The sequence below is a fragment of the Chitinophaga sp. S165 genome (genome assembly GCF_003182155.1).
Taxonomy (GTDB): domain Bacteria; phylum Bacteroidota; class Bacteroidia; order Chitinophagales; family Chitinophagaceae; genus Chitinophaga.
On sequence record NZ_QGTG01000003.1, the window covers coordinates 141,007 to 166,362 of the forward strand.

Consider the following 25,356-nt stretch of genomic DNA (forward strand, 5'->3'; position numbering starts at 1 on the left):
AGGAACAAGGGGTTTGCCGGTTTAATAATTATTAACAATCTTTATTGTTTTCGTTTATTAGTTTAGAGGCAAACCAACCAACTTATCAGAATCAACCATGAAAAAACAAATTTTGCTCGTTGCGGCACTGTTACCCATGCTCGCAAAAGCCCAGTCCAACACTTTTACCATCACAGGTAAGATCGGTCATCTTAGTACGCCAGCCAGAGTTTATCTTGACTACACTGACCTTCTGAACGAGGGAGGCAAGGAGGATTCCGCTGATGTCATTAACGGAACTTTCAAGTTTACAGGAAAACTGGAAGGAGTAGCTACCTGCCGTATGGCGCTTGCGCATAACGGAGATGGTAAAATGAAGGCCGTGTATACCGGAGATGCGATCTATTTCCAGTTTGGTAAAAATGAGAACATTGTTATCAGTTCAAAAGACTCTCTTAGCAATGCTAAATTTACCGGTTCTAAAATACATGCCGAGGAAGACGCTTATAACAAAGTGATCGGCGGTACTGTAATGGCGATCACCAAGATGGCAAACTACGATTTTTCGCATGGTACAGAAGCACAGCGTGCTGATTCCAACTTCTTAAAACAGGTTGACCAGCAGTTCCGCAAGCGTTTATCTGACAGAACGGAAAAACAGTTACAGTTTGCAAAGGAGCATCCGAACTCCGTTTTCGGTCTGATCGCATTATCTGAGGTGGTGAACTTTAAAAGGGACATGTCAGAGATCGCGCCTGCGTACAATGCGCTGAATGTAAAGTACCGCACTTCCAAAAAAGGAAAGGAACTGGATCAGCGTATCAAATCCGTTCAGCTGACTGCGAAAGGAGCAGAGGCACCGGTATTTAGTATGAAAGATGTGAACGGACAGTCCGTTTCGTTGAAAGACCTGAGAGGTAAGACCGTGTTGCTCGAGTTCTGGGCAAGCTGGTGTAGTCCTTGCCGTGCAGAGAACCCTAATCTGAAAGAGCAGTACAAGCTGTATAAGGAAAAGGGTTTTGAGATCCTCGGCGTATCTCTGGATAGCGACAAAAAGAAATGGGAAGAAGCGATCGCGAAAGATGGTATTCCCTGGATCCATGTATCCGATCTGAAAGGATGGTCTAACGAAGCGGGTATCCTGTACGGTGTATCGGGTGTACCGGCTGGTTTCCTGATCGGTCCTGACGGAAAGATCATTGGTAAAGATCTGAGAGGAGAATCACTGAATGCGAAGTTAGCGGAGCTGTTTAAGAATTAATAGCAGCAACATAATTTGAGAGAGCCTGTACCATACTTTTGATACAGGCTCTTTTTATTTGGATATCTGCCGGGCAGATGATCATATCAGTGATTCAGGCGGCCCATTTATTTTGGATACATCCGCTTGTATTTTATTCATTCACCGCTACCGCCAGGAGGTACCATGCTGCATGTGGCAGCCATTGTTCTGCCCAGCGCCAGTCATAGTCTTTCTTTGTCATGGCGTAAGACAGGTTGAAGTCTATATCCTCTTCATTTTCCAGTCCGGAGGTAATGCCATTTACGATACCACCGGGAGCATTGGTATACTCAAAAGTTCCGAAGAAGCCATAGGCAGGATTATTATGTCCTGTTCCCTGTAGCATACAGGCATCGAACGGATTGAGTCCCAGGATCCAGTTCAGCTGATCTGTCGCGAAGTTATCCAGGCTATCATGAAAGGGTTTGTCGTCCCGGAAGAAATGTGCAGCCATTCTGGCGGCGGTAGCAACAGAGCCAAGCCTTGCGTTTTCGCCCTGCCACCAAGGAGATGCTTCACTGCCATGTGGAAAGAAGAAGGTTGTTTTCCTGATACCGGCAGTATCTTCTGTGTATTGCCGGCTATATCCGAATGGATTGTTTACTTCAGCTGTCAGCGCCAGCTCGTACTCCATATATTTACGGATGGTTGTTTTCAGTGAGGCCTGCATATCTGCTGTTGCCAGTGGATAGAAGTTGAGCAGACTGACAACAGGAAGCCCCGCGTCTGAAGGGTGGAAGAAAGGCCTGTCCTTATCGTCAGCCCTGAAATAGTTGTGGTATTTACCATTGCTGATTAATCTCTTTATAAGCTGATTTGCGCGCTTTTCAGCAGCCTCGAGGTAGATGGGCTTCTTAGTAGCATTATAAAGCTCTGTAGCGGCGCTAAGTGCGCAATAATCGTCCACTATATTTTCCTTACCATCATTAGTCATCAGCGGATTCTCCTTTTCGAGGAAAGCGAAGGCATCTTCTGCTGCTTTCAGATAGTCTTTATTGCTAAACTCACCGGAGGTATCGTAGGTGGCTGCAATAGCCAGGGCTGCGATGGAGAGGCCTGCACCAGACCGATAGCTGGACTGGTAGCTGCGCCAGTTATTGGTTTCGGTGGGAATACCGGCGCCGAAGGACTGGTCTTTGGATTGTTTGATCCTATAGCCTTTGTCTTCCGCCCTGATCGTGCGGTCTTTGGCCAGTTTACCTGGGCCTGGCGCCGAAACAGAGCGATAAAAGGAACCTTCAGGTGCTTTGAGCCGCACCAGGTAATCTGCTCCATACATGGCTTCATCCAGGATACGGCGGATATATTGTCTGTAGTCAGTACCGGGTTTGCTTTTCAGGAGGTCATATGTTTTCAGCAGGCTCCATACGGTTAGTGACACCTGCTGTGGATTGAAATAGCTGGAGAACGAAAGATGGGAGAGGTGTTTGCCATAGTCGCCGGTAGCGTCATACCAGCCGCCGTGGGCATCGATCGTATCTGTTGTTTTGCCGGACAACAGCAGGTGGTGGTCGGCCTGATCCATCAGTCCGGAGCTTCGTTGTCCTTTGAAGTAATAGACTACATCGGAAATGGTGGCTTGTTCGAGTACGTTCTTACCAATACTGAAAGGATAAGACTGGACCGGATTACCGGCTGTGGTTGTACGGAGGTAATAGCTGCCGGGTGTTTTGTAGTTACTGAAGTCGATGGTCCAGAACAGCCAGTTTTTCCATTTGCCGACAGGGCCGCTGTAGACGGGCTTGCCGGTGTAGACCTTGCGGCCGGTAGTGGCGTCGATCAGGTCGAAGCTTCCTACAGCAACTTTGGTTTCAGCCATCAGGATGGCGTGTTTAGATTTGCTGAACTCGTATCCGACGTGGTTAGTTATCAGTTTCGTGGATTGAGCGATCAGGGCTCCTGGTAGTGTAAGGAGGAGGGACACGGCGAGCGTGCTGAAAGATCTCATAGTCGTTGATTAAAAGCGGATGATACAATAACGTTCTCTAATATAAGGTTTGATTTTGGTTTTTTCTATAAGCGGGGGAGTTCCGCGTTCGTATTGAAATCCTTGATTATAGCCAGGGCTTACAGGCAGCGAGCAGGTGGAGTTCCGCGTTCGTATTGAAATCCTTGATTATAGCCAGGGCTTACAGGCAGCGAGTAGGTGGAGTTCCGCGTTCGTATTGAAATCCTTGATTATTGCCAGGGCTTACAGGCAGTCAGCAGGTGGACTTGCTGGCTGTTGTTCTTTGAAGTTCCTTGCTATGGGGCTGTGGGTTGGCGTATTTAGCTTTGGATCTTTATTAAACCCCTGGGTAGGTCGCATCAGCATACTTCAAATAACAAAGGCCAGCAAGCTCCCCTGCTGCTGCCTTATGATAAGCCTCCCTATAATATTATTGCCATACCGGTGTTTGCACCCTGGTTATCAGCAGGTGATCTATCCATAGGGGGTAGATCAGATTGATTGTGGCGGAGAGTAAGTACGCTTTAAACCGGACGTATACATGGGGTATACATGGCGCATCCATGCTTGAGAGGTGGACCTGGGCAAATCTAAGTACGCTTTAAACCCGACGTATACATGGGTTATACATGGCGGATCCATGCTTGAGAGGTGGACCTGGACAAATCTAAGTACGCTTTAAACCGGACGTATACATGGGTTATACATGGCGCATCCATGCTTTAAAGGTGGACCTGGGCAAATCTAAGTACGCTTTAAACCGGACGTATACATGGGTTATACATGGCGCATCCATGCTTTAAGGGTGGACTTGAGCAGGTCTAAGTGCGCTTTATCCCCGACGTATACATGGCTTATACATGGCGCATCCATGCTTTAAAGGTGGACCTGGGCAAATCTAAGTACGCTTTAAACCAGACGCATACATGGGTTATACATGGTGCATCCATGCTTTAAAGGTGGACCTGGACAAAACTAAGTGCGCTTTAAACCGGACGTATACAGGGCTTATATATGGGACATCCATGCTTTAAAGGTGGACCTGGGCAAATCTAAGTACGCTTTATCCCCGACGTATACATGGCTTACACATGGCGGATCCATGCTTGAGAGGTGGACCTGGACAGAACTAGTCGGAATTTATGGTTCAAAGTTAGAACGGCAATAATATTATAGGGAGGCTTATCATAAGGCAGCAGCAGGGGAGCTTGCTGGCCTTTGTTATTTGAAGTATGCTGATGCGACCTACCCAGGGGTTTAATAAAGATCCAAAGCTAAATACGCCAATCCAAAGCTCCACAGACAGGAACTTCAAAGAACAACAGCCAGCAAGTCCACCTGCTGACTGCCTGTAAGCCCTGGCAATAATCAAGGATTTCAATGCGACCGCAGAACTCTACCTGTAGGCGATAATTAAGAAATACCAATACAAAGTAAAACTCACCCGGTAGTCTGGATTTCGCGAAGTTGTAAGGACGCCGCGTTGTTGCCAAGCCTGGCGGCACGCTCAAAGTAGTATTTAGCCCAGCGCTGCGACCTGTTTACGCCGTCGCCATGTTTATAGCATAGTCCGAGGTTGTAAAGCGCTTTCGGATCATCCTTAGCCGCTGCTTTTTTATACCAGGACACGGCCTTCTTCTCGTCTTTTTTAATGCCGAAGCCATAGAAGTAACAATACCCCAAGTCTCTTTCCGCCTCAGTATCCCCTTGAGCAGCAGCGAGCTTATACCAGTATACGGCTTTCTTATCGTTCTGTTTCACGACTTCGCCTTCGCGGTAAAAGAAACCGATATTGTATTGGGACTCCATATGCCCCTTGAGAGCAGCTTTCAGATACCATTTATAGGCAATGGCTGTGTTTTTTTCAACACCCCTGCCATCATCATAGCAGGTGGCGAGGTAGAACTGTGCTCTCACATGACCAGCAGAAGCCGCAGAAAACCAAAGAAGCACAATCTGTCTCCAGTTCATTCGCCTTTTTGTTTCAAAAGCAAGGTGATATCCTAACAGGAATCGCCTGTTCTGCTCTAATTTACTGAGGAGTGGCGTATCACTTTTCATATCGTAGATTTGGGATAAAACACATCTAAAGGCAGAGATTGGTAATGGCATAGTTAGCGCCGGGAGATAAATATAAAGATTATTTTCACCCAAACCATCATTTACAGGCCTAACTAACACGAACATGTTAACTGATCTCCGGGCAGTGTTATTAAATTTGTGTAATTATTACAATTTTACCCTATGCCCGTTTTTAGTCGTGTGAGCTTTATCGCTGTATCGAGCCTGTTATTACCCCTGTTAGCCAAAGCCCAGGATACTTTAACGAACAGAACAGACAGCAGTCAGCATTTAAAAGAGATCGTCGTTATTTACCAGGCCGGCCGTACTACGCCAGTAACGTACCAGGACCTGAACATGAAGGTACTGGACGAAAAGAATACCGGCCAGGAACCGTCATTCCTCTTGTCTGAAACGCCCTCAATTACTGTATATTCCGATGCCGGCAATATGCAGGGGTACTCTTATTATCGCCTGAGAGGCATGGACCAGACCAGGATCAATACTACACTGGACGGTATGCCGTTGAATGAGCCGGAAGATCAGGGGGCTTATTTCTCCAATTACCCGGATATCCTGAATTCAGTTAGCCGGCTACAGGTGCAGCGTGGGGTGGGTACTTCCAAGAACGGCGCTGCAAGTTATGCCGGAAGTGTACAGCTGCTTTCTCCCCAGGCGGGAAATACCGCTGGTACGAACCTGGGTATAGGATATGGTTCCTATAACAGCTTCCGGATATTTGGTGAGCACCAGAGCGCTATAAAGAACAGGAAGTCATTGTATGTACGTGCTTCGCAGGTATACACGGACGGGTATAAATATCATGCGTCGAATAATTCTCAGTCTGTTTTTATCAGCGGGGGACTGTATCATGATAAAAGCACCTGGAAGCTGAACATAGTGGCCGGGAATCAACGGAACGGCATGGCATGGCTGGGTGTGGCGGATTCACTGATAGCAAAGGACAGGAAAGCTAATGCTAACACCAAAGATGAGAAGGACCACTTTTTCCAGGGACTGGTGCAGTTACAAAATATCTGGCAACCTACCAGTCATGTAACAGTGAGCTCAAGCCTGTATTATACTTATCTGAAAGGGAACTATGATTTTGACGTGAACAATTACCTGGGTCTGCCTGTTGACGGAAACTTGTTTAACTATGGCTTCCGCTCTCACTTCGGAGGGTTCTTCAGTAATTACACTTTGACATATGACTGCTTCAAATGGACGACGGGCGTGCATGGGAACCTGTACACCAGACAACATACCGGTACTGATAACTGGCTGGGTGAGTTATATCAGAATAAAGGATATAAAAATGAAGTCAGTGCTTTCAGTAAGATAGAATATTCTTTACATGGTTTCACGTTGTTTGGAGATCTGCAATACCGTTACACGACGTTCGATTATAAAGGCAGTGTGCCTTTTGAAAAGATGGACTGGCATTTTCTGAATCCTAAGGCGGGTGTCAGCTTTGCTGTGAATGATCATGCTAGTATCTACTACAGTGCCGGGAGAACGGGCAGGGAGCCAACACGTAATGACATCTTCGGAGGCAACGATGATCTGCTGGCAGATAGTACCGGTAAGGCTATGATCTATAACCGGGATGCTGAGTCGGTGGTGGACCATGAATTAGGGATACGTTTTCTGCAGGGCAATCTGGTGCTGAACCTGAATGGTTACTATATGAACTTCAATAATGAGATTGTGCTGAACGGACAGGTTGGTCCGAATGGATTACTGCTGACCAACAAAGTGAAGAGCAGTCACAGAACAGGTATAGAGTTGTATGGTGCATATCAGCTGAACGCGTTTACGTTTACAAATAACTCGTCTTTCAATCACAGCCGTATTAAGGAACAGAAGGCTACATTCAGTCCGATATTGACGCCTGCTGTGATCATTAATCAGGAGGTGGCTTATCAGCAGCGTCGTTTGGGAATGGCTTTGTCCGGCAGGTATCAGCATCATGCTTATATAGATTTTGCAAATGAGGCGTCCGTGAAGGGGTATGTATTGCTGAATGCGAGGGCGCAATATACGCTTGCAGGTTGCACGTTATCATTTTTTGTAAATAACATTACCGGTGCTAAATATTATAATGACGGATATGTAGAACCGGATGGGACGAGGAAGTATTTTGTGCAAGCGCCACGGAATGTTTATGTTGCATTTAAATATAGCTTCTGATGAGTTTCTTCGATGTTAGCCATATTGCATTCAGTGTGCTGGGATATCCTATTAGTTATATTGAACTGATAGGGACCGTGTCCGGATTGATCTCGGTATACTATGCATCAAGAGCGAATGTACTGACATGGCCTACAGGTATTATCAATGAGATCGCTTTGTTTGCATTGTTCTTTCAGATACAGTTGTACGCGGATATGTTATTGCAGGTATTCTTCCTGGTAGTGACTGTATTTGGCTGGTACAACTGGCAAAATAAAACGGAAGAAGTACCTGTCAGCCGTATGTCGTCGCGGATGATGGGGGTGTATGGTGTGGTGTTACTGGGAGGCACTATACTTACAGGAATTATTATCCAGCAGTTCCATCGCTGGATGCCGGTTTATTTTCCTTTGCCTACTACATATCCTTTTGCAGATTCTTTTGTGATGGTAGCCAGCATGCTGGCTACATTCCTGCTTGCGAAGAAACGGATCGAGACATGGATATTGTGGATCGTTGTGGATGTGGTAAGCGTGGTGCTGTATCTTATTAAAGGGACCTATTTTTTATCACTGGAATATGTTGTGTTTTTAGGGCTTGCTGCTTTCGGATTATTACAGTGGCGTAAAAAGTTAGTGTATGCGTAAAGGATTTGTTTTCGGAAAGTTCATGCCTTTTCATAAGGGACATGAGGCAATGATCAGATTTGCCCTATCGCATTGTGATACATTATCTGTACTTATTTGCTGTAGTGATAAAGAAACATTACCTGCAGCAGTGCGTCAATTGTGGGTGGAAGATACTTTCCGGGATGAGCTGCGCGTACAGGTATTGGTATATCAGTATGACGAGCGTTCTTTGCCGAATACATCAGAGACTTCTGCATCCGTATCGGCGGTATGGGCGGAACAGTTTAAGATACTTTTTCCTGATCATACTATACTGGTTACATCGGAGCCTTATGGGGCTCTGGTAGCAGATTATATGGGGATCACACACATCCCTTTCGATATACAGAAAAGTCAATACCCGGTGTCGGCCACGAAGATAAGAGCGAACCTGCCTGATACCTGGAAGTATCTGCCGGATAGCGTAAAAACATTCCTGGTCACGAAAGTGGTGGTACTGGGTACTGAGTCCACCGGTAAAACAACCCTGACCGGTAAACTGGCCACCCATTTTAGCTGTAGTGCAGTAATGGAAGCAGGCAGGGACATTATTGCTGACTCCAATGATTTCGGGATCAATGACTTGTACCTGATAGCCACAGAACATGCTGCACGTATTGACAAGATGAGTGTAGGAGAGAGCCCTTTGATGATCATCGATACTGATATCCATATTACTTTGTCTTACGGAGAATATGCTTTCGGGACAACGCCTGACATATCCCAGGCTATCTATAACAGTAATAAAGCAGACCTGTACCTTTACCTCAATAACGATGCTCCTTATGTGCAGGACGGGACCCGGCTGGGAGAGGAGGACCGGAATCAGCTTGATCTGTCACACCGCCATATACTGAACAAACATGCTGTTACTTATGAAGAGATAAGAGGAAACTGGGAAGAACGTTTTGAACAGGCAGTGGTACTGATAGAACAACTGATGCAGCGCAAGATGGAGCACTGGCGTTCTTTTACCGGGCGACTACAACAGGTATAAGGCTTTATTCAGTCAGACACCAGAGATAACCGGTGGGATCAGATACGCTTTTGTTTTCATAGAATTTACATTAAGGCTTCATCGGGTTGTGTCACGCATGGTTAAATAAGGCGCGCAAAGTAGAGATAATAGAGATGCGGGAAGTGTATCCGGTATTAACAGATTCTTATCATATTGTTACTTATCTCATATTATTAATTAAGGTGGATTCATGCATCCGTCAAAATGTATACTTATTCCCCACTTTTGTATAAATTATGCTTGAGGCCCCGGAATAGCTTTGCATCATTAAATAACGTAAACAATGGCAAAGACAATTTTCATTACCGGTGCGTCCCGCGGCTTTGGTAAATTATGGGCGGAAGCCCTCCTGAAAAGAGGAGATAAAGTAGTAGCTACAGCAAGAAATACTGATGCTTTAAGTGATCTTGTAAAACAATATGGCAATGCCATTCTGGCCCTGGAGCTGGATGTAAATGACAGAGCGGCCTGTTTTGCTGCTGTCGAAAAGGCAAAAGCTCATTTTGGCAGGATTGATGTACTGGTTAACAACGCCGGTTTCGGCTTGTTCGGCGCAGTAGAGGAAACAAGTGAACAGGAAGCAAGAGCTCAGATGGAAACAAACTTCTTCGGTCTGCTCTGGCTAACGCAGGCGGTACTGCCGGTGATGAGAGCGCAGCAAAGCGGTCACATCATCCAGGTGTCAAGTTTCCTGGGACTGGTTACGCTACCGGTGTTAGGTCTGTATAATGCATCTAAATTTGCTGTAGAAGGATTGAGTGAGACACTGGCGACTGAGGTGAAACAATTCGGGATCAATATTACCCTTATCGAGCCTAATGGATATACTACAGACTGGTCAGGCGCATCAGCTTCCCAAACGCAGGCAATGGATATCTATAATCCGGTTAAACAGGCATTCCAGGAAGGCGCTACGCCTGACATGTGGGGCAAACCGGAAGCAACCATTGAGGCTTTCCTTAAAGTGGTAGACAGTGCGAATCCTCCTTTGCGCGTATTATTTGGTAAAGTGGCGTACAACGCTGTGAAACAAGTGTACGGTCAACGTCTGGCAAGTATTGAGGAATGGAAAGATGTTTCCGTGACCGCTCATGGACATTAATGACATTAACGTAAACAATAGAGGCCGGAACGGTGTTCTGAAAAAACATAGTTCCGGTCTAAAATAAGATCATATGATACACTACAGCAGCCTGAGTGAACTGCATCGTGCAAATAATTTTACGCCTCCTGAGAACCCTCTGTTTGCCATTATACGATGTGATAAGACATGCACTATAGGGGACCGTGCGTTCACCACTGACTTTTATATGATCGGATTCAAGAAACTGAAAGCAGGCATCTTCAAATATGGCAGGACCAGTTATGATCATCAGAATGGTACGATGTCTTTTGTGAGGCCAAGACAGATCATCCAGATGACGGGGCTTGAGTTTGAAGAAGATGGTTTCCTTTTATTTATTCACGAGGACTTTCTTAACGGAAATGTGCTTCATACGGACATCCAGAAGTACGGCTTCTTTGACTATGAAGTGGATGAAGCTTTACACTTATCACCGAAGGAAGAAGAGATCATCTGGGACCTCTACAGAAAAATTCAGATAGAGTATTATAACAACCAGGATGAATACAGCAGGAATATTATACTGGCGCATATTGGCTCTATTCTGCAATATGCACAGCGTTTCTACAACCGGCAGTTCATTCATCGTAAAACGACTTCCGGCAAGACGGTTTCCAGGTTCAATGCGGTATTAGCGGAATACTTCAGTGGTGGGATGTTACATGATAAAGGGCTGCCTTCTGTGAATTATATGGCGGAGCAGCTGCATCTTTCTCCCCGTTATCTAAGCGACCTGCTGAAACAGGAAACGGGTAAAACTGCTATAGAGCTTATACATATCTTTCTTATTTCAGAGGCGAAAAACCTGTTGAAAACAGCCGATCAGAGTGTAGCGGAAATAGCTTATCACCTGGGATTTGAAAATCCTCCTTACTTTTCAAGATTGTTCAAAAAGGAAGTGGGGCTAAGTCCGAACCAATTCAAGCGGCAGGCCAGCGGTTTATAGTTATTCGTTTGGCTGCAACTTATAGTATCTGCAATAGAATATTCCATAAGCCAGCAACAGCAACATGCCTGCGGAGGGCCAGAGATAGCCGTACATGATCAGCCAGAAGAGGAGAATATACACTGCAAAAACAACGGGCAGATAAATGTTCATATTCAGCCCCAGCCAATATAATAAACCCCGGAAAAACAACATGACGCTGATGGCATATAGCAACAGCAGCATTGCTATTAGTGGAGGTCCCATTATAAACAACAAGATCATCTCCGGTAATAATAACAACAAATAGCGCAGCGTGATATACAGGAAATGCCTGTTACGGCTATAAGGGAAGTTCCGGGAGAAGGCCAGCGTCATTACCTCAAAACGATGCTCCTGATAGATCAGATAAAGGTGCCCGGTTACTGCTGTGAGTATCAGCAGACCTGCTACCCGTGTATCGTGCCTGTTACTGCTGAACATTGAATATGCGCCACTGGTCAGGCAAAAAATTGAGAATATCTTGGTGATGATACCTCCCGGTTTTATTTTATGTATGATGTGGTAGAGGAAAAGACTGAAGAAGGGTTTCTTCCAACGTACCGGCAGTTTCAGCGCAAGCGGTGCTACTGTTCCGGCAGATAACCTGTTGGCCAGCCATACGTAGATTGCAGCACTGACCGTTATCAGGAAAAAGATAAACAGGATGCTAATGATCGGAAGGAGATAATGGTGATTCGCAATGCCCAATGCAACGGCCAGTATGCCGTATATAGTGATAGGCAATGTGATCACGAACTGCATCCACCACCAGCTGCGGAGCTGTCTGAGTTTACCGAGGGAGGTAGTGCTATAGAACAGGAAACAGTTTTCTGAAACCGCTAATTGCGCCGTCACATATTGCCAGCTTTTCACGGTATAGAGCAGCCAGGAAATGAAGATGACCGTCATGGTTACCGGACTGCTGATAAACGTCAACATCACAATAAGCTGATAGAACCCGAACATTTCATGCGGCATGGTGCCGGCAGGATTGATGAGGATCGTATAGCTGATCAGTATAACAAAGAAGAACAGCAACAGACCGGCATTGGCCCGGTAGAAGCCCCTGGAGAATATTTTCGTCAGGACAATGGTGAGTGGAGAGATCATCCTGGAAGCCATTTTACTGTTTTATCTGCTGTATGAAGCACCCCGTTAATGGTCAAGGTATTTTGTTCCAGTGGCTGATGAGATGACAGCAGGAAAGAGGTGCCATGCGCCTGTCGTCTTTCTTTTATCCAGCCATAGAGGATATCGAGGGAGGGGGTGTCCAGCGTGATCAACGGTTCATCCAGCAGAATGAGATCCGGCGTACCTATAAATGCCAATGTCAGGGATAGTTTTTTAAGCATACCACTTGAGTACGCACCTAAAGGCTGGTCCAGGTATGCCTGCATCTGCATGCTCTCCAGGTAGTAGTCCTGTTGTTTCGCAGGCGCTTGTTTGGCCGTCATAAAAAGCTCCACCATTTCCCTGCCTGTCAGGAATGCAGGGAACACCGGTTCAGCTTCTGCGAAGTTGACCAGCTTACGATAGTTGACCGGCTGCTTTTTTATACTGGTGCCGTTCAGCCTTACGTCTCCCGAGAAATCGATAATACCTGCAACTGCTTTGAGCAGGGTACTTTTCCCGGAACCGTTGGCGCCTTTGATCCAATAGACACCCGGTCCCATGTCAAGTTGCGGGATACGAAGAACGGAATGGTGATCGTAAGACTTTTCGAAATCTGCCAGCTGCAGCATATAGTCAGGTTTCAATTATGGTCTAAATATAATATGAACCTGGCCGCCTATGTAGTGGGGAGGCCCATTTTAGGAAATATTTAACCCTTATGGCTATGTGCTTAGCATTACCGCAGATATATCAGCCTTTGGTCATCACAACAGCCACCTGCTCATGTTTGACATTGTAAGTGAGGTATTTATATTCTTTGCCCGTTTCTGCAAGGAATTCATGGAAAGCTTTGAATTCACCTTCCATCCATCCGGGATAATTAAAGTATTCATCAAAAACGATCACGGTGCCCGCCACGATATTATCTTTCAGCATATCAAAGATGGTTTTGGCAGACGAGTAAAGATCACAATCGACATGCAGATAGGCCAGTGCGCTATCATTTTTTGCTTTAAAGTCCGGTAATGTCTGATCGAACCATCCTTTCACCAACGTTACATTTGCGGCTACCTGTGGCAATTCTGTAACGGCGAAGTGCCCTTTCTCATATCCGTCCCGCCAAAATTCGGGCAGGCCTTCGAAAGAGTCAAATCCATAGACCTGATGGCCTGGCAGTTTTTCTGCAATGTGGTTGATCGTTTTGCCGGAGAAGACGCCAAATTCCAGGATCAATCCATCGGGGATACTGATACTTTGAATAGCAACATCATGGACTTTCAGGTGATGATCAACAGAAGGGATATGAGACATTTTATTATCCACATAATCTACCGTTGTTGAAAGCGATTTAAGTGATCTTGCCAATGCAATGTCGTGGTTGAATGAAGATCTGAAAGCGTGAGATTTAAAGAAATTCAGCAGGAAGTTCGTGAAAGCTGCGGATAAGTATTTTTTCATTCTTTTCGTGGAATTAATGTACAGAATGGGAAGCGTAACGTTTGGGGGAAAGACAGGGTTGCTGTTCTCCGATGATTTGACAAATATGCATAAAAAAATCCATCAGCAAGTGATGGATTTTAAAAAAGTTACGGAACTGATATAAAGTGTATTAAAGACCTTCTTTCAAGCTGTTGTGCAGGTCGATAATATATTGGCTGAAGGTAGTTGAAGTACCGGACTCAGGATATTGTACCGCGCAATTGTTCCTGATGTAGCTTTTAACGTCGGCCATCTGCCAGATGGCTCCTCCTTTCATTTCAGGGTATAACTCCCTGAACCTGATCATTTCGGCTTTGATCTCTGCCGGTGTTTTACTGTTGTGCACAGCATTGCAGGTGCTGAAAGCGCCACGGCAAAGGAAGATAGGATCTATAGGAAGGCTGGTTTGCAGTTTATCTTTCCATGCGCCGGGAACATTGCGCCTGCCGCCATCATAACATTGCAGATAGATCACGTCTATCAGGCCGGGTTGTGAACGGCAGATTATGTCTTTCCAGTATTCCGGTTTTGCAAAAGGGCACAGGGTCATATGCAGATTGAGGCGGGCTGCCAGTTCACCCAGTTTCGCGATGGACTCACTGTTATAAACGGATTCATCGTCTATACAAATAGCATCTACACCAATTTCTTCCTTCATGACCTTAAGGATCTTGTACAGCGTGCTGTTGTTCCCGATCCCTGTTACAATGCCCGGAAGGGTCTGGGCAGGGTCGTACCATGCCTGTATATGATCGTATGTATTAGGCGTCTGATTAAACCATCTTCCTTCAAGCAGGATCTCGATACGTGTTACAGATGATGACTTTTGTTTTAAAGAAGCGACATGTTTCAGCCATTCCTTGCTGCCAACATACTGACCGTCGTGGATGATCGGATTTTTGTTGTCGTCGCCGGAATAAACATCGCCGTTTGCACGGATGTAGAAGCTGGAGAGGATGACGGTGGTAAAACCGGAATTCCTCAAATTCTGATAAGTTGTATCATCGCCGGGATACATACCGCGTCCGAACATCGTGAGATTGGTTTCGGGGCGTGATGCCGGTATGGAACCATTCACAGACGAATAAACCAGCCTGTCTGACTGAGCAGATACCGGTGTAAGGAAACCGGCAGCCAGCAGGCAAAGTGATAGAAACAATAATTTCATAGTATAGCCTTTAGTGCGTGGTCCCAAATTAGTAAACACGTTTCGAAAAGTCAGTAGTCAGGCCATTACCTTTTATGAGCGGTCGCCATTAGATAATTGTTGGAAAAATAAGCGGGCAAAAGGTAACTTTATGGAAAGTAATTTTATGGACACGCCTGACAAATCCTATCAGCCAATTGATTGTAACTATTATGACCGCCTGGAGGCCTGGGCTACGATGCGTACCATCTGCCAGATCGTATTCAGGGACGAGACGGAAAAAGAACAGGAAGTTTCAGCCCGCATTGTAGATGTATACGCTTTGAATAAGGTAGAATATATGAGAATGGACAATGGACTGGTTATCAGATTGGATAGCCTTATCTCTGTCAACAATATTCCTTTGCCGGACCATTGCTAGAAAACTTCGGGCATACGCATTCCTGGCCGGCAGCAATGTTTTCAGCCAGTGTAGTCAGTATGCTGTGTAATGGAGACGTTGATTGGCCGTTGTTATCATTCACGTACCACCAATGCCTCCAGATTCACTTTCTTCAGCTTTTCGTAATCCTTGTCGCTTACCATCTTGAGCAGGTTGTATGTCTTGCCGTTCCATCTCCAGACAGGGTATTCAAAACCTGGTCCGCCGATGAGCAGGTCGGGATATCCTTTGCTGGTGGTGGCAAGAACATCCGGAGCCATACCCGGGAAGCCAAGATTCTCTGTATAGGTACCAGCGCCGTTCTTGATGAATAATGCGATACTTGAACCCGCATGGCCTGATGAGTAAGAATTTCCGTAATGAATAAAGATCTCTTCTTTGCCGTCTTTATTCAGGTCTGTGGGATAGACAAGGGCATTGAACGGATAGTCCCTGCTCTCCTTATCCTGTGCAAAGGGCTGTTCTTTATTGCCGGAAAGAACAAAACCGAGTTTAGTGGCGATATGATTTTTTTCCGCCGGTGTTAAATTTGTTTTGACGTTTTTAAAGAGGAGGGCCGCTACTTCACTGACTTGTTGGCTATATGACAGCTGACCCCATAACAAGAACATAGTTGGCAATAGTAATTTTTTCATTGTTCAGTGTTTGAGACACATTACATAACAGTCATGGGCGAGTGCTTGTTGTGTACAGATGGAAGTCAGCGGTAGTTTCAAATGGAAGTGCCCGCATGGGAATGCTTTACCGGTGAGTGTTTCCGGGCGTTTGTAAACGTAATGTTATTGACGGTCAGATTGTATAATCAGATAATTAGAGAATATTTTGAATTTAAATATTTTAGTAATGAAAATCGCCACACGGATCAATGATATAAACTCAATACAAGATGGACACTGATAAAAAGGCTATACTGGAACGTTTTAATAAGACCGTTCAGCATTGGATAGATCAGCTAAATGATTATTCGCTTGAGATGCTTCAGCAGCGGCCTGAGATTGATTCATGGTCGTTGGGACAGGTATATGTTCACATCATAGAAGATACGACATTCTATGTTGAGCAAATGAAAGCTGCGCTGGCGTCGGATAATCTTCATGCTGACAAGACCATGCATACACATGCTAAAGCTATGTTCGAGCATGGCGGAATGCCTGATATGGCGCTGGAGAATCCTTTTAATGACATCAATTTAAGACAACCGGAAAGTAAGCACGAATTATTGCAAAGTATGACGTTCATAAAAGCGGAAGTGAATGAACTATTTGCAACAGTTGATCTTTCAACGGCAAACGGTAAAACGGAGCATCCCGGATTTGCTTTCTTTGATACATGGGAATGGTTGCAGTTTGCGGAAATGCATATGAGGCATCATGCAAGACAGAAGAAAAGAATAGATGAACGCCTTTTCCCGCATTTGAATAATAAGTGAGAATAACCGCATTACAGGCGGCCGGCAGGAGTAATTGCTGATAAACGATTATTCCTGCCGGCCGCTTTTCGTTTCTGAAGAGCCGACTTTTTAACACAGTAAAATATGACTTTCTAACAAAGTGACTTATCGCTTTCAAATAGAATTTTGCGATAGGAAATTTCCGGAAACCGTATTCTCTAAAACATTCACTCATAAGATCATTACTGTGGTTAAAAAGTACGTTATAATTGCTATAACCTGTATACTGTGCAGTCTTGCTGGAACGGCTGTCCGGGCACAGGGAACTCTTCAAACTATCAAAGGGATTGTAACGGATAAACAGAGCCAGTCTGCTATTCCCGGTGTTACGGTTGTTATTTCCGGAGACAATTCTAAAGGCGCTGTTACAGATGCGGCGGGGCGTTTCCGGATAACGGGTATCGCTCCCGGCAGGTATGACGTCAGTTTTAAATCCATTGGTTATAAAGCATTCACTGCGCCTAATATTGAGGTGACTTCCGGTAAGGAAGCGGTGCTGGACATTGGCCTGGAAGCAGGTGCCAGTGAGCTGAATGAAGTACTTGTGCGTGGCGGTGCAAAGAAGCATGAAACGATTAATCAGCTGACGGCAGTGAGCGGACGGTCTTTCACAATGGAAGAAGTGAATCGTTATTCAGGCGGGCGTTCCGATCCATCGCGTCTTGTTGCAAATTTTGCCGGCGTAAGTGCTCCCGACGATTCCCGTAATGACATAGTTGTAAGGGGAAATTCTCCTTCAGGTGTGTTGTGGCGTATAGAGGGATTGAACATTCCCAATCCCAATCACTTCTCTACACTCGGTACCACAGGCGGAGCCGCCAGTGCATTAAATACGAACATCCTCAAGAACTCTGATTTCCTGACATCCGCATTCCCTGCAGAATATGGCAATGCAAATGCGGGTGTATTTGACCTGGGTTTTCGTACGGGTAATACCGATAAGCGGGAACATACTATTCAGCTGGGTGCATTAACAGGGCTGGAAGGCATGACAGAAGGTCCTATCAATAAGGAAAAAGGCTCTTCTTATGTGGTGGCCTACCGTTATTCTTTCAGCGCACTGGCGCAATCGTTAGGCGTCACCGTTGGTACTGCGGCTACTCCTTTTTACCAGGACCTCTCGTTTAAGATAAATAGTGGCGAGAGTAAGCTGGGACGTTTTACCTTATTCGGTTTGGGTGGCGCCAGTAGTATAGACATCCTGCATGATGAAGTGGAGCCTGACGATATATGGGGCAATCCTAAGAGGGACGCTTTTTTCAAAAGCAGGATAGGGCTTGCGGGCCTGAAACATTTCATCCGTGTGAATAACAGTTCTTATTTCAATACTGTTATTGGCGTAACCTATGCCGATACAAAACAGGCCGTGGACAGCATCAATACTGAAAAGAATGCGCGTGTTGTAGAGGCTAATATGACACAGTCCCGCTATTCCATCAATACATCTTTCAACACGACTATCAGTCCGCGGTTGTTCCTGAAAATAGGCGTTATGGAGGAACTGATAAACGTCGATCTCTTTTATCGCGACAGGGTTTCTCCGCCGCATGAGTGGATCCAGATATGGGACTTTAACGGCAGGACTTCATTGATACAGGGATATGTACATGCGAAGTATAATGTAACGGACAGGCTGACTGCCAATGTGGGAATGCATTCGCAGTACCTGGCGCTCAATAGTTCTTCTTCCCTGGAACCGCGCGCAGCATTCAAGTATCAGCTTACAGATAAGAGCACGTTGACGCTTGGATTTGGTATGCACAGCCAGATGCAGCCCACTGATGCATATTTCTATCAGTCCGGGAATGAGGATGGTACTTTCGACAGGTCCAATGAAAAGCTTGGTTTTACGCGCAGCCAGCATTACGTATTGGGATATGAGATCCTGCCATTCAGTAACTGGCGTGTAAAGGCGGAGATCTATTATCAGTGGTTATACAATGTGCCGGTAAGCGATACCGCCAGCAGTTACTCTATGCTGAATGCCGGTACCAGGAATTATTATTACAACGAAGAAGGACATCTGAAGAATGAAGGCACCGGGTTTAACTATGGTGCTGAGCTGACAATTGAGAAGTTTTTCAGTCAGGGATATTATGGATTGCTTACAGGCAGTTTATATCAGTCGAAGTATAAGGGCAGTGACGGTATTGAACGGAATACAGGCTTTAATGGCAGGTATGTATACAATTTATTGGCAGGAAAGGAATGGAAAACAGGAAAGGACAATAAGAATAAATTAAGCGTGGATATGAAGCTGACACAGTCTGGCGGCCGTTATTACACACCGGTCGACTATGCTGCTTCTGTGGCGCAGAACAGGGAGATATTAGCCGGAGATGAGGGTGCATTCTCTATGAGGAACAGCGATTTCTTCCGGCTCGATCTGAAATTTGGTTTGACTATCAATAGCAGGAAAAGGAATTTATCTCATGGCATATTCCTGGACGTGCAGAATGTAACGGATAATAAAAATGTGCTGGTGGAAGAGCGGTTTAATCCCGCTACCAATAAAGTGAATACGGCTTACCAGATAGGCGTGTTCCCGAATTTTGTATACAGGGTACAGTTTTAACAGACAGGTATAAATATTATTTTTTCAGATGAAAAGATGGAAAAAGATCCTCCGGATAACATTAGTATGCATTGTATCTGTGATGCTGATGACGGTTGTCTCCGCCTTTGTGTACATGCGGCAGGCGCAGTTTGGAGAACCCCCGGCGGGGGAGCGGTTGGCACGCATGAGGCAATCGCCCAATTTTGTCGACGGTAAATTTCAGAACCCGGTAAAGACGCCAACATATGCTGAAGGGTATAGTTTGACGGGAGAGCTGTTTAAAGCGTTTTTCACCCGGCATCCGCACCGTTATCCTGTTGACGATATTCCAGCTATGAAGACAGATCTACTGCACCTTCTGCCGGATGCAAACGTGGTGGTATGGTTTGGGCATTCGTCCTGTTTCGTGCAAGCGGAGGGAACTACGTTCCTGATCGATCCTGTGTTCAGCAGGAATGCTTCTCCGTTTCCCGGTACTATAACGTCTTTTAAGGGAACAGATATTTACACAGCAGCCGATATGCCTGCCATTGACTACCTGCTTATTTCGCACGATCACTATGATCATTTGGATTACAGGACCGTTGTGGCAATGAAGGACAAGGTAAAGCATGTTATATGCGGTTTAGGAGTGGGGGCTCATTTTGAGCGTTGGGGATATCCTCCGGAAAAGATCATCGAGATGGATTGGCATGAGAAGGTTACAGTGGACAATGGAACGGTGATCAATGCGGAACCGGCCAGACATAAGTCTGGCCGGGGATTCCGGCAGAATAACACACTTTGGACGTCTTATCTGATACAAACGCGTGTGAGGAAGATCTATATAGGGGGTGATAGCGGTTACGGAGATCATTTTGCTGCAATCGGCCGCCAGTATGGGCCTATAGACCTTGCTATCCTGGAGAATGGACAATACGACAGCGCCTGGCATTATGTGCATTGTCTGCCCGGAGAGGTTTTAAGGGCAGCCCATGATCTGGGTTCTAAACGGCTGTTCCCGGTGCATTCGTCCAGGTTTGCGCTTTCGAGACACCCCTGGAACGAACCATTAGCAAAAATTTCCGAACTTAACGGTACGTTTAATATTCCGCTGGTGACGCCTGTGATAGGGGAGCCGGTTTATCTTGACAATGAAAAGCAACCATTCAGACAATGGTGGAAGGGAGTGGAATAATCCTGATAAACATCATAAGTAATTACGCAAATGAGAGCAACAATCATATCTTCCTGTGCTGTGAGTCCTGCCATTTCTATGGAACAGTTCATTCCCGAGCATTTCTTTCTTTATCTCGTAAAAGGGACCATGGTGGCGTATGACGGGAACAAAGAGTACCAGATAAAGGCAGGGGATTGCGGTATTGCCAGAAGGAATCACCTGGCTAAATATAACAAGCAGACGGATGATGGAAAGTTTGAAAAGATCATCGTGTTCTTCGAGCAGGAATTTCTGAAGAAGTTCAGTGAAGGATATAAGATGCCACTTGAGAAGACGATCATATCCGATGGTATCATGCCGGTGAATAAGAATGTACTGATCGAGAATTTTATAGCTTCCCTGCCGGCTTATATTAACAGGCATGGGGCTATTGAGCAGGACTTCATTGATATCAAACGTACCGAGTTGCTGATGATCATTCTGAAGCAGCAACCCGAGCTTGCAAATGTGCTGTTCGATTTCGGCATTCCCGAAAAGATAGACCTGGAGGCTTTCATGAACAAGAACTACAAGTTTAATGTGAACCTGCAGCGTTTTGCCTATCTGACGGGAAGAAGCCTGACCACTTTTAAGAAAGATTTTGAGAAGATCTTTAATGATACTCCCAGTCACTGGCTGGTGCAGAAACGATTGGAGGAAGCTCATTTCCTGATTGAGAAAAAGGGGCGTCGTGCGTCAGATATTTATGTGGAGCTGGGGTTTGAAGATCTGTCGCACTTCTCGTTTGCTTTCAAGAAGAAATTCGGGGTAACGCCAACGGGTTTAACTGACCGGCAGAAGAAGCCGGCCAGTTAATTGATGTGTTTCTATTTCCCTGCCCCTGTTTCCTGCAGGAAACGTTCCAGGATAGGATTAAATTTGTCAGGCGCCTGCCAGAAAGGAGTGTGTCCTAATCCGGGGAGACGATAACAATGATTTTCCCATAAGTTGGCGTAGGCTATGGTATCGATATAGTCGAGATTGATAACAGGATCGGCATCACCGTTAACGACGGCGAGAGGAACCTGGCTGGTTTCTACAATTAACCGCTGATCTACACCTGCTCCTTCACGGGCCGCTTCGAAGACACGCTTACGAAAACGACCGTCTGCTCTCATCACTGCATTCCGGAGGAATGGTTGCGCCGAATCGCCAAAAATAGCACCCACAAAGGCATCTGTTTCGGCTTCAGTAATGATCTCCTTACCTGCAACGGCTGTGTGCTGGTTGCCTTTGAAACCCTGTGGAATGTTACCATTGCTGACTGGCGGCGTACCGGTGATCATAAGGCCCAGCGTGCCAGGGAAAGCGGACATCATCTCAATGGCAATATGTCCGCCTAATGACCAGCCCAATACTACTGCTTCAGAAATACCCATCTCTTCCAGCAATTCAATAGCTGTATCCGCAAAGCCGGGAAGCGTATAGGTCCGCATAGGGTCCAGCGCATTACCGGATTCACCATGTCCTGGCAGATCGAATGTAATGAGGCGATAGTTCTGCGCGAACGGCGCCTGTAACTGATGACGGAAAACACCACGGCAAAATGAGTTGCCATGGACCATGAGCAAAGGTATACCTGTCTTTTTACCACTCTCTTCTACTGCAATAGAGCCGTGCGATGTTAGTATAGTGTGGTACCGGATTTGAATGTTCATACTGCTTATCATTGTTTACTTGTTCTATGATTATTTGCCGGGTGGAAAGTTCGGGAAAAAACGATCAAAAGGAACTCCCCAAAAGTGGGGACTAAGGGCGCCCCGGACCCGTGCCAGAATATCAATTAAGGATTTGTTATCAACGGGATTCGGGAAAAATGCTTATGTTAGGTGCCTGATTTTAAAAATATTCCTATGCATCTTCGACTCAGACATTGTCTTCTCCTGCTGATCAGCTTACCCACCTTCGCGCAGAAAGTGGAGGACAATCTTCATTTTACCAGCAGCAAACAGCAAAAGATCGCTGTATACAAAGGCACTATCATTGTGAATGGCAATAAGACCTTCAAGTTTGCTACTGACGATATTGTTTACAAAAGCAAACGTAACCGCCTGGTGGAAGATGGTGGTAATGTTTTCCTATTCCTGGAAGTGAACAGAAGTCCGGCGAAGAACATACTGTATGTATTCGGTATTAACAATTCGGTGGCAGATTCACTGATGACGGCGGTAGCCTCTGATATTAAAGACTTTGATCACGATGAGATACTGGAGTTTGGGGGAAGCGAGCTGACGCAGGCATATCCTTCAGCTGATTCTATGTATTATGTTGCATCTAAATTCTATGAGTTTAAAAAGGGACGTATTGTGCCGGACGAGGCTTATACAGAGAAGATCGACAGAAAAGTGAATGGGGTTTATATTCCTAATGCAACTTCAAATACAGTGATCCGTAAACCTAAGGGCCGTCCCTGATAAATTGTTTACGCAAATTATAAAAGGGTGCACTTCAACCGGAGTGCACCCTTTCGTTTTTATTTTGTCGTGATCTCGATCTTGCCGCCGTTCCGGAACAGGTCGTGCGGGACGAAATAACCTTTCTGCTCTTTTCCATTCACTTTGATGGAGGTGAGCGCTCTGCCTTTCCCGTGTTTGGTCAGTGTCAGCGTTTTGCCGGTACTTGTTCTCCATTTTACCTCATCGAAAAGCGGAACAGTAACGAGGTACTCAGGATCGGTAGCGGAGTAGGTATAGAGGCCGGAGGCGCTGAATACATACCATGCTGACATTTCGCCTGCATCGTCCATACCGCAGAGTGCAATGCCTTCTTTACCGATACCGTATAAACTATTCAGAATAGTGTCGATCATCTTCTGAGATTTCTCCGGTTTGCCGATGAAGTAATAAGCAAAAGGAGCTTCATGGTCGGGCTGGTTGCCGTGGCAGTACTGGCCGATCATGGTTTCTACGTTCCTGGCAATATATTGCGGGTTCCAGGGCACAGTAAAGAGGGAGTCCAGTTTTGATTCAAATCCTTTATCGCCACCATACAGTTCAATCAGGCCTTTCATGTCATGAGGGGCAAAGAAAGACACCTGCCATGCATTTGCTTCTCTGTACATATACTCGTAGTAAGGGTATTGCGGATTGAAGTTTTTGATCCACTCGCCATTTGCCAGTCTGCCTCTCATAAATCTTGTACCGGGATCAAACATATTCCTGTAGTTCTTTGAACGCGCCATCAGGATCCTGTAGTTAGCGGTATCGCCGAGCTTTTTAGCCATCTGGGCAAGCGAATAATCATCGTAGGAATATTCCAGCGTCTTGGATACGCCTGCGTTTGCTTTTGTTTCGACGTGCGGGTTTTCAATATCCGGATCAGATATATAACCTTTTTCGATGTACTCTTTCAGATGTGGGCGGGCGCCTTCTACGTTGGCATTCCTTAATAGTATCTGGTAAGTGCCTTTTACATCAAAGTTGTCGATACCCCTGAGATAAGCGCCTGCGATAGATGATGCGCCATGATCACCATGGAAGAAGGTAGGAATGAACCCTGTTTTGTCGCCTACTTCTTTCATTGACTTCACTACATCGAGCGTAACCTGTGGTGAAACTAAGCCCAGCAGCACGTCCTTGTTCCGGTAGGTGTCCCACAGGGAAGGTTCAGTATAGTAGTTGAAATCCGACTTCACCACATTACCTTTTGCATCTGTGAATTCTCCATTCACATCACTGCGGAGGGCAGGCCACAGAAAAGACCTGTAGAGGCATGAATAGAACATACCGCGTTGTTTTTCCGTGCCGCCTTTCACCTGTACAGTGGATAATAATGTTTCCCATTTCTGGTTAGCTTCATTACGTACCTGGGTGAAAGACTTATTGCCTATTTCTTTTTCAAGGTTTTGTTTTGCGTTTTCTGTACTTACGAATGACAGACCTATCTTCAGTTCAACGGGGCCTTTAGAACCATCTTTTAGATGAACGATAGCATAACCGCTACGCTGGCCTTCCTCTTTCTTTTCCAGTTTTTCGATATCTGTGTTCAGGATCGCATAGAAATAGATGTTTCCGCCAGCCCGCTGGTAGCCTTTTAACACGTTGCTGCCAATCTGTTCGATGGTCCAGTTGGAGATACGGTTGTTGGCTTTGGCAAGGTCGAATAGGATCTGCCTGTCAGTGTTGTTTTTATATTCGTACTTATGGTAACCGCATCTGAGAGTGGATGTCAGACTAACGTTCACGTTGTAGTCGTCCAGGTATACCTGGTAAAAGCCTGGTGACGCGCTTTCTTTCTGGTGTGAGAATCTGGAGCCGAATTTGGCGCCCGGATCGGAAAGCGGCAGGATGGGGATATTGCAGAGGTTCCAGTGGCCTTTATTGGTATGTGTAAAGCCATAGATAATATTATCCTCATATTCATATCCGGCGCCGGACCCGTATTCTGTCATGGGGCTTAACTGCACCATTGCATTCGGGAGCGAGCTGCCCGGGAATGTAAGACCGGCCCATGACCGCCATCCATCCGGTAACTGGTATCCCAGGATCTTGGGATCCGTAAGCGGTGCCGTACCGACGAAGGTGTTTACGTACTTTGTATAGCCTGTCTGTGCCTGACCTTTTTCCGATATCGTGGTAAATAGCATGGCCATCCCTATGGCTAAGAGTTTTCCGCCTGAGTTCCTCATTTGTGAAATGTTTAATATTGAGACCTGAGTAAAAAATGCTTAATAGGTCTTAAATATAGAGATCAAAAAGCCGGATTCAAAGCATACGACAATAAAAAAGTTGATTAACTTTTCCTGATACG

General features: G+C 45.7%; 21 protein-coding genes. 12 read left to right on the forward strand and 9 right to left on the reverse strand.

All coding sequences use genetic code 11. The annotated features are described in order from the left end of the window. The first annotated feature begins 97 nt into the window (after window positions 1-97). Complete coding sequence (locus C7475_RS14970; RefSeq protein WP_110054202.1) at window positions 98-1,240, forward strand: TlpA disulfide reductase family protein; 1,143 nt, start codon at window positions 98-100, stop codon at window positions 1,238-1,240. A 133-nt stretch (window positions 1,241-1,373) separates the two neighbouring features. On the opposite strand, the gene C7475_RS14975 is transcribed toward C7475_RS14970, so the two are convergent. Both C7475_RS14975 and C7475_RS14980 read right to left on the reverse strand, forming a co-directional pair. Then, entirely contained in the window at window positions 1,374-3,209 is a 1,836-nt protein-coding gene (locus tag C7475_RS14975; RefSeq protein WP_110054203.1) for a glycoside hydrolase family 9 protein, read from the reverse strand. 1,440 nt (window positions 3,210-4,649) lie between these two features. Next, window positions 4,650-5,270 (reverse strand): tetratricopeptide repeat protein, encoded by a 621-nt coding sequence (locus tag C7475_RS14980; protein WP_158286508.1) that lies wholly within the window; start codon window positions 5,268-5,270, stop codon window positions 4,650-4,652. A 183-nt stretch (window positions 5,271-5,453) separates the two neighbouring features. Here C7475_RS14980 and C7475_RS14985 point away from each other — a divergent pair, with 183 nt between their 5' ends. The 5 genes from C7475_RS14985 to C7475_RS15005 all read left to right on the forward strand — a co-directional run bounded on the left by C7475_RS14985 (window position 5,454) and on the right by C7475_RS15005 (window position 11,200). Continuing rightward, window positions 5,454-7,463: a TonB-dependent receptor gene (locus tag C7475_RS14985; RefSeq protein WP_110054205.1), complete on the forward strand. Its 2,010-nt coding sequence runs from the start codon at window positions 5,454-5,456 to the stop codon at window positions 7,461-7,463. Continuing rightward, window positions 7,463-8,092 (forward strand): nicotinamide riboside transporter PnuC, encoded by a 630-nt coding sequence (pnuC, locus tag C7475_RS14990; RefSeq protein ID WP_110054206.1) that lies wholly within the window; start codon window positions 7,463-7,465, stop codon window positions 8,090-8,092. Before C7475_RS14985 ends, pnuC begins: the two co-directional genes overlap by 1 nt. Then, the gene (locus C7475_RS14995) at window positions 8,085-9,110 is read left to right on the forward strand and encodes an AAA family ATPase (RefSeq protein ID WP_110054207.1); all 1,026 of its coding nucleotides are present in this window, start codon (window positions 8,085-8,087) and stop codon (window positions 9,108-9,110) included. The genes pnuC and C7475_RS14995 overlap by 8 nt, the downstream gene beginning before the upstream one ends. A gap of 304 nt (window positions 9,111-9,414) precedes the next feature. Continuing rightward, the gene (locus tag C7475_RS15000; protein WP_110054208.1) at window positions 9,415-10,233 is read left to right on the forward strand and encodes an SDR family NAD(P)-dependent oxidoreductase; all 819 of its coding nucleotides are present in this window, start codon (window positions 9,415-9,417) and stop codon (window positions 10,231-10,233) included. Between the two features lie 73 nt (window positions 10,234-10,306). Then, complete coding sequence (locus C7475_RS15005) at window positions 10,307-11,200, forward strand: AraC family transcriptional regulator (RefSeq protein WP_110054209.1); 894 nt, start codon at window positions 10,307-10,309, stop codon at window positions 11,198-11,200. Here C7475_RS15005 and C7475_RS15010 read toward each other — a convergent pair whose 3' ends face one another. From C7475_RS15010 to C7475_RS15025, 4 genes are all read right to left on the reverse strand, one after another. Continuing rightward, window positions 11,201-12,343 carry a hypothetical protein gene (locus C7475_RS15010; protein WP_110054210.1) on the reverse strand — a complete coding sequence of 381 codons (1,143 nt, stop codon included), beginning with the start codon at window positions 12,341-12,343 and terminating at the stop codon, window positions 11,201-11,203. It lies immediately after the preceding gene. Beyond that, window positions 12,328-12,963, reverse strand: coding sequence for an ATP-binding cassette domain-containing protein (locus tag C7475_RS15015; protein WP_110054211.1), 636 nt, complete (start codon window positions 12,961-12,963; stop codon window positions 12,328-12,330). Before C7475_RS15015 ends, C7475_RS15010 begins: the two co-directional genes overlap by 16 nt. A 121-nt stretch (window positions 12,964-13,084) precedes the next feature. Next, window positions 13,085-13,792: a class I SAM-dependent methyltransferase gene (locus C7475_RS15020; protein ID WP_110054212.1), complete on the reverse strand. Its 708-nt coding sequence runs from the start codon at window positions 13,790-13,792 to the stop codon at window positions 13,085-13,087. A gap of 151 nt (window positions 13,793-13,943) precedes the next feature. After that, complete coding sequence (locus C7475_RS15025; protein WP_110054213.1) at window positions 13,944-14,981, reverse strand: hypothetical protein; 1,038 nt, start codon at window positions 14,979-14,981, stop codon at window positions 13,944-13,946. A 130-nt stretch (window positions 14,982-15,111) separates the two neighbouring features. Between C7475_RS15025 and C7475_RS15030 the strand changes: the two genes are divergently transcribed. Next, entirely contained in the window at window positions 15,112-15,381 is a 270-nt protein-coding gene (locus tag C7475_RS15030) for a hypothetical protein (RefSeq protein WP_233259865.1), read from the forward strand. 95 nt (window positions 15,382-15,476) lie between these two features. Here C7475_RS15030 and C7475_RS15035 read toward each other — a convergent pair whose 3' ends face one another. After that, window positions 15,477-16,037 carry a hypothetical protein gene (locus C7475_RS15035; RefSeq protein WP_146217559.1) on the reverse strand — a complete coding sequence of 187 codons (561 nt, stop codon included), beginning with the start codon at window positions 16,035-16,037 and terminating at the stop codon, window positions 15,477-15,479. Window positions 16,038-16,288: 251 nt separating this feature from the next. On the opposite strand from C7475_RS15035, the gene C7475_RS15040 reads away from it, so the two are divergent. From C7475_RS15040 to C7475_RS15055, 4 genes are all read left to right on the forward strand, one after another. Next, the gene (locus C7475_RS15040; protein ID WP_110054215.1) at window positions 16,289-16,831 is read left to right on the forward strand and encodes a DinB family protein; all 543 of its coding nucleotides are present in this window, start codon (window positions 16,289-16,291) and stop codon (window positions 16,829-16,831) included. A 208-nt stretch (window positions 16,832-17,039) separates the two neighbouring features. Beyond that, entirely contained in the window at window positions 17,040-19,427 is a 2,388-nt protein-coding gene (locus C7475_RS15045) for a TonB-dependent receptor (RefSeq protein WP_158286509.1), read from the forward strand. 28 nt (window positions 19,428-19,455) lie between these two features. Beyond that, entirely contained in the window at window positions 19,456-20,586 is a 1,131-nt protein-coding gene (locus C7475_RS15050) for an MBL fold metallo-hydrolase (protein WP_110054217.1), read from the forward strand. A 30-nt stretch (window positions 20,587-20,616) separates the two neighbouring features. Beyond that, a complete protein-coding gene (locus tag C7475_RS15055) occupies window positions 20,617-21,423 on the forward strand; it encodes an AraC family transcriptional regulator (protein WP_110054218.1) in 807 nt (268 codons plus the stop codon). 11 nt (window positions 21,424-21,434) lie between these two features. On the opposite strand, the gene C7475_RS15060 is transcribed toward C7475_RS15055, so the two are convergent. Next, complete coding sequence (locus tag C7475_RS15060; RefSeq protein WP_110054625.1) at window positions 21,435-22,265, reverse strand: alpha/beta fold hydrolase; 831 nt, start codon at window positions 22,263-22,265, stop codon at window positions 21,435-21,437. 195 nt (window positions 22,266-22,460) lie between these two features. On the opposite strand from C7475_RS15060, the gene C7475_RS15065 reads away from it, so the two are divergent. Further along, complete coding sequence (locus C7475_RS15065) at window positions 22,461-23,021, forward strand: hypothetical protein (RefSeq protein WP_110054219.1); 561 nt, start codon at window positions 22,461-22,463, stop codon at window positions 23,019-23,021. A gap of 59 nt (window positions 23,022-23,080) precedes the next feature. Here the strand turns inward: C7475_RS15065 and C7475_RS15070 are convergent, their stop codons facing one another. Next, on the reverse strand, window positions 23,081-25,234 hold the full coding sequence (locus C7475_RS15070) for a GH92 family glycosyl hydrolase (RefSeq protein ID WP_110054220.1): 2,154 nt from the start codon (window positions 25,232-25,234) through the stop codon (window positions 23,081-23,083). Between the last annotated feature and the right edge of the window lie 122 nt (window positions 25,235-25,356).

Bases quoted from the DNA above. Each gene is read 5' to 3' on its own strand.
- C7475_RS15065 (WP_110054219.1), top strand. From the start codon at position 22,461: ATGCATCTTCGACTCAGACATTGTCTTCTCCTGCTGATCAGCTTACCC.
- C7475_RS15005 (WP_110054209.1), top strand. From the start codon at position 10,307: ATGATACACTACAGCAGCCTGAGTGAACTGCATCGTGCAAATAATTTT.
- C7475_RS15060 (WP_110054625.1), bottom strand. From the start codon at position 22,265: ATGAACATTCAAATCCGGTACCACACTATACTAACATCGCACGGCTCT.
- C7475_RS15020 (WP_110054212.1), bottom strand. From the start codon at position 13,792: ATGAAAAAATACTTATCCGCAGCTTTCACGAACTTCCTGCTGAATTTC.
- C7475_RS15035 (WP_146217559.1), bottom strand. From the start codon at position 16,037: ATGAAAAAATTACTATTGCCAACTATGTTCTTGTTATGGGGTCAGCTG.
- C7475_RS15040 (WP_110054215.1), top strand. From the start codon at position 16,289: ATGGACACTGATAAAAAGGCTATACTGGAACGTTTTAATAAGACCGTT.
- C7475_RS14970 (WP_110054202.1), top strand. From the start codon at position 98: ATGAAAAAACAAATTTTGCTCGTTGCGGCACTGTTACCCATGCTCGCA.
- C7475_RS15055 (WP_110054218.1), top strand. From the start codon at position 20,617: ATGAGAGCAACAATCATATCTTCCTGTGCTGTGAGTCCTGCCATTTCT.
- C7475_RS15010 (WP_110054210.1), bottom strand. From the start codon at position 12,343: ATGGCTTCCAGGATGATCTCTCCACTCACCATTGTCCTGACGAAAATA.
- C7475_RS15025 (WP_110054213.1), bottom strand. From the start codon at position 14,981: ATGAAATTATTGTTTCTATCACTTTGCCTGCTGGCTGCCGGTTTCCTT.
- C7475_RS15000 (WP_110054208.1), top strand. From the start codon at position 9,415: ATGGCAAAGACAATTTTCATTACCGGTGCGTCCCGCGGCTTTGGTAAA.
- C7475_RS15050 (WP_110054217.1), top strand. From the start codon at position 19,456: ATGAAAAGATGGAAAAAGATCCTCCGGATAACATTAGTATGCATTGTA.
- C7475_RS14980 (WP_158286508.1), bottom strand. From the start codon at position 5,270: ATGAAAAGTGATACGCCACTCCTCAGTAAATTAGAGCAGAACAGGCGA.
- pnuC (WP_110054206.1), top strand. From the start codon at position 7,463: ATGAGTTTCTTCGATGTTAGCCATATTGCATTCAGTGTGCTGGGATAT.
- C7475_RS14985 (WP_110054205.1), top strand. From the start codon at position 5,454: ATGCCCGTTTTTAGTCGTGTGAGCTTTATCGCTGTATCGAGCCTGTTA.
- C7475_RS15030 (WP_233259865.1), top strand. From the start codon at position 15,112: ATGGAAAGTAATTTTATGGACACGCCTGACAAATCCTATCAGCCAATT.
- C7475_RS15070 (WP_110054220.1), bottom strand. From the start codon at position 25,234: ATGAGGAACTCAGGCGGAAAACTCTTAGCCATAGGGATGGCCATGCTA.
- C7475_RS14975 (WP_110054203.1), bottom strand. From the start codon at position 3,209: ATGAGATCTTTCAGCACGCTCGCCGTGTCCCTCCTCCTTACACTACCA.
- C7475_RS15015 (WP_110054211.1), bottom strand. From the start codon at position 12,963: ATGCTGCAGCTGGCAGATTTCGAAAAGTCTTACGATCACCATTCCGTT.
- C7475_RS14995 (WP_110054207.1), top strand. From the start codon at position 8,085: ATGCGTAAAGGATTTGTTTTCGGAAAGTTCATGCCTTTTCATAAGGGA.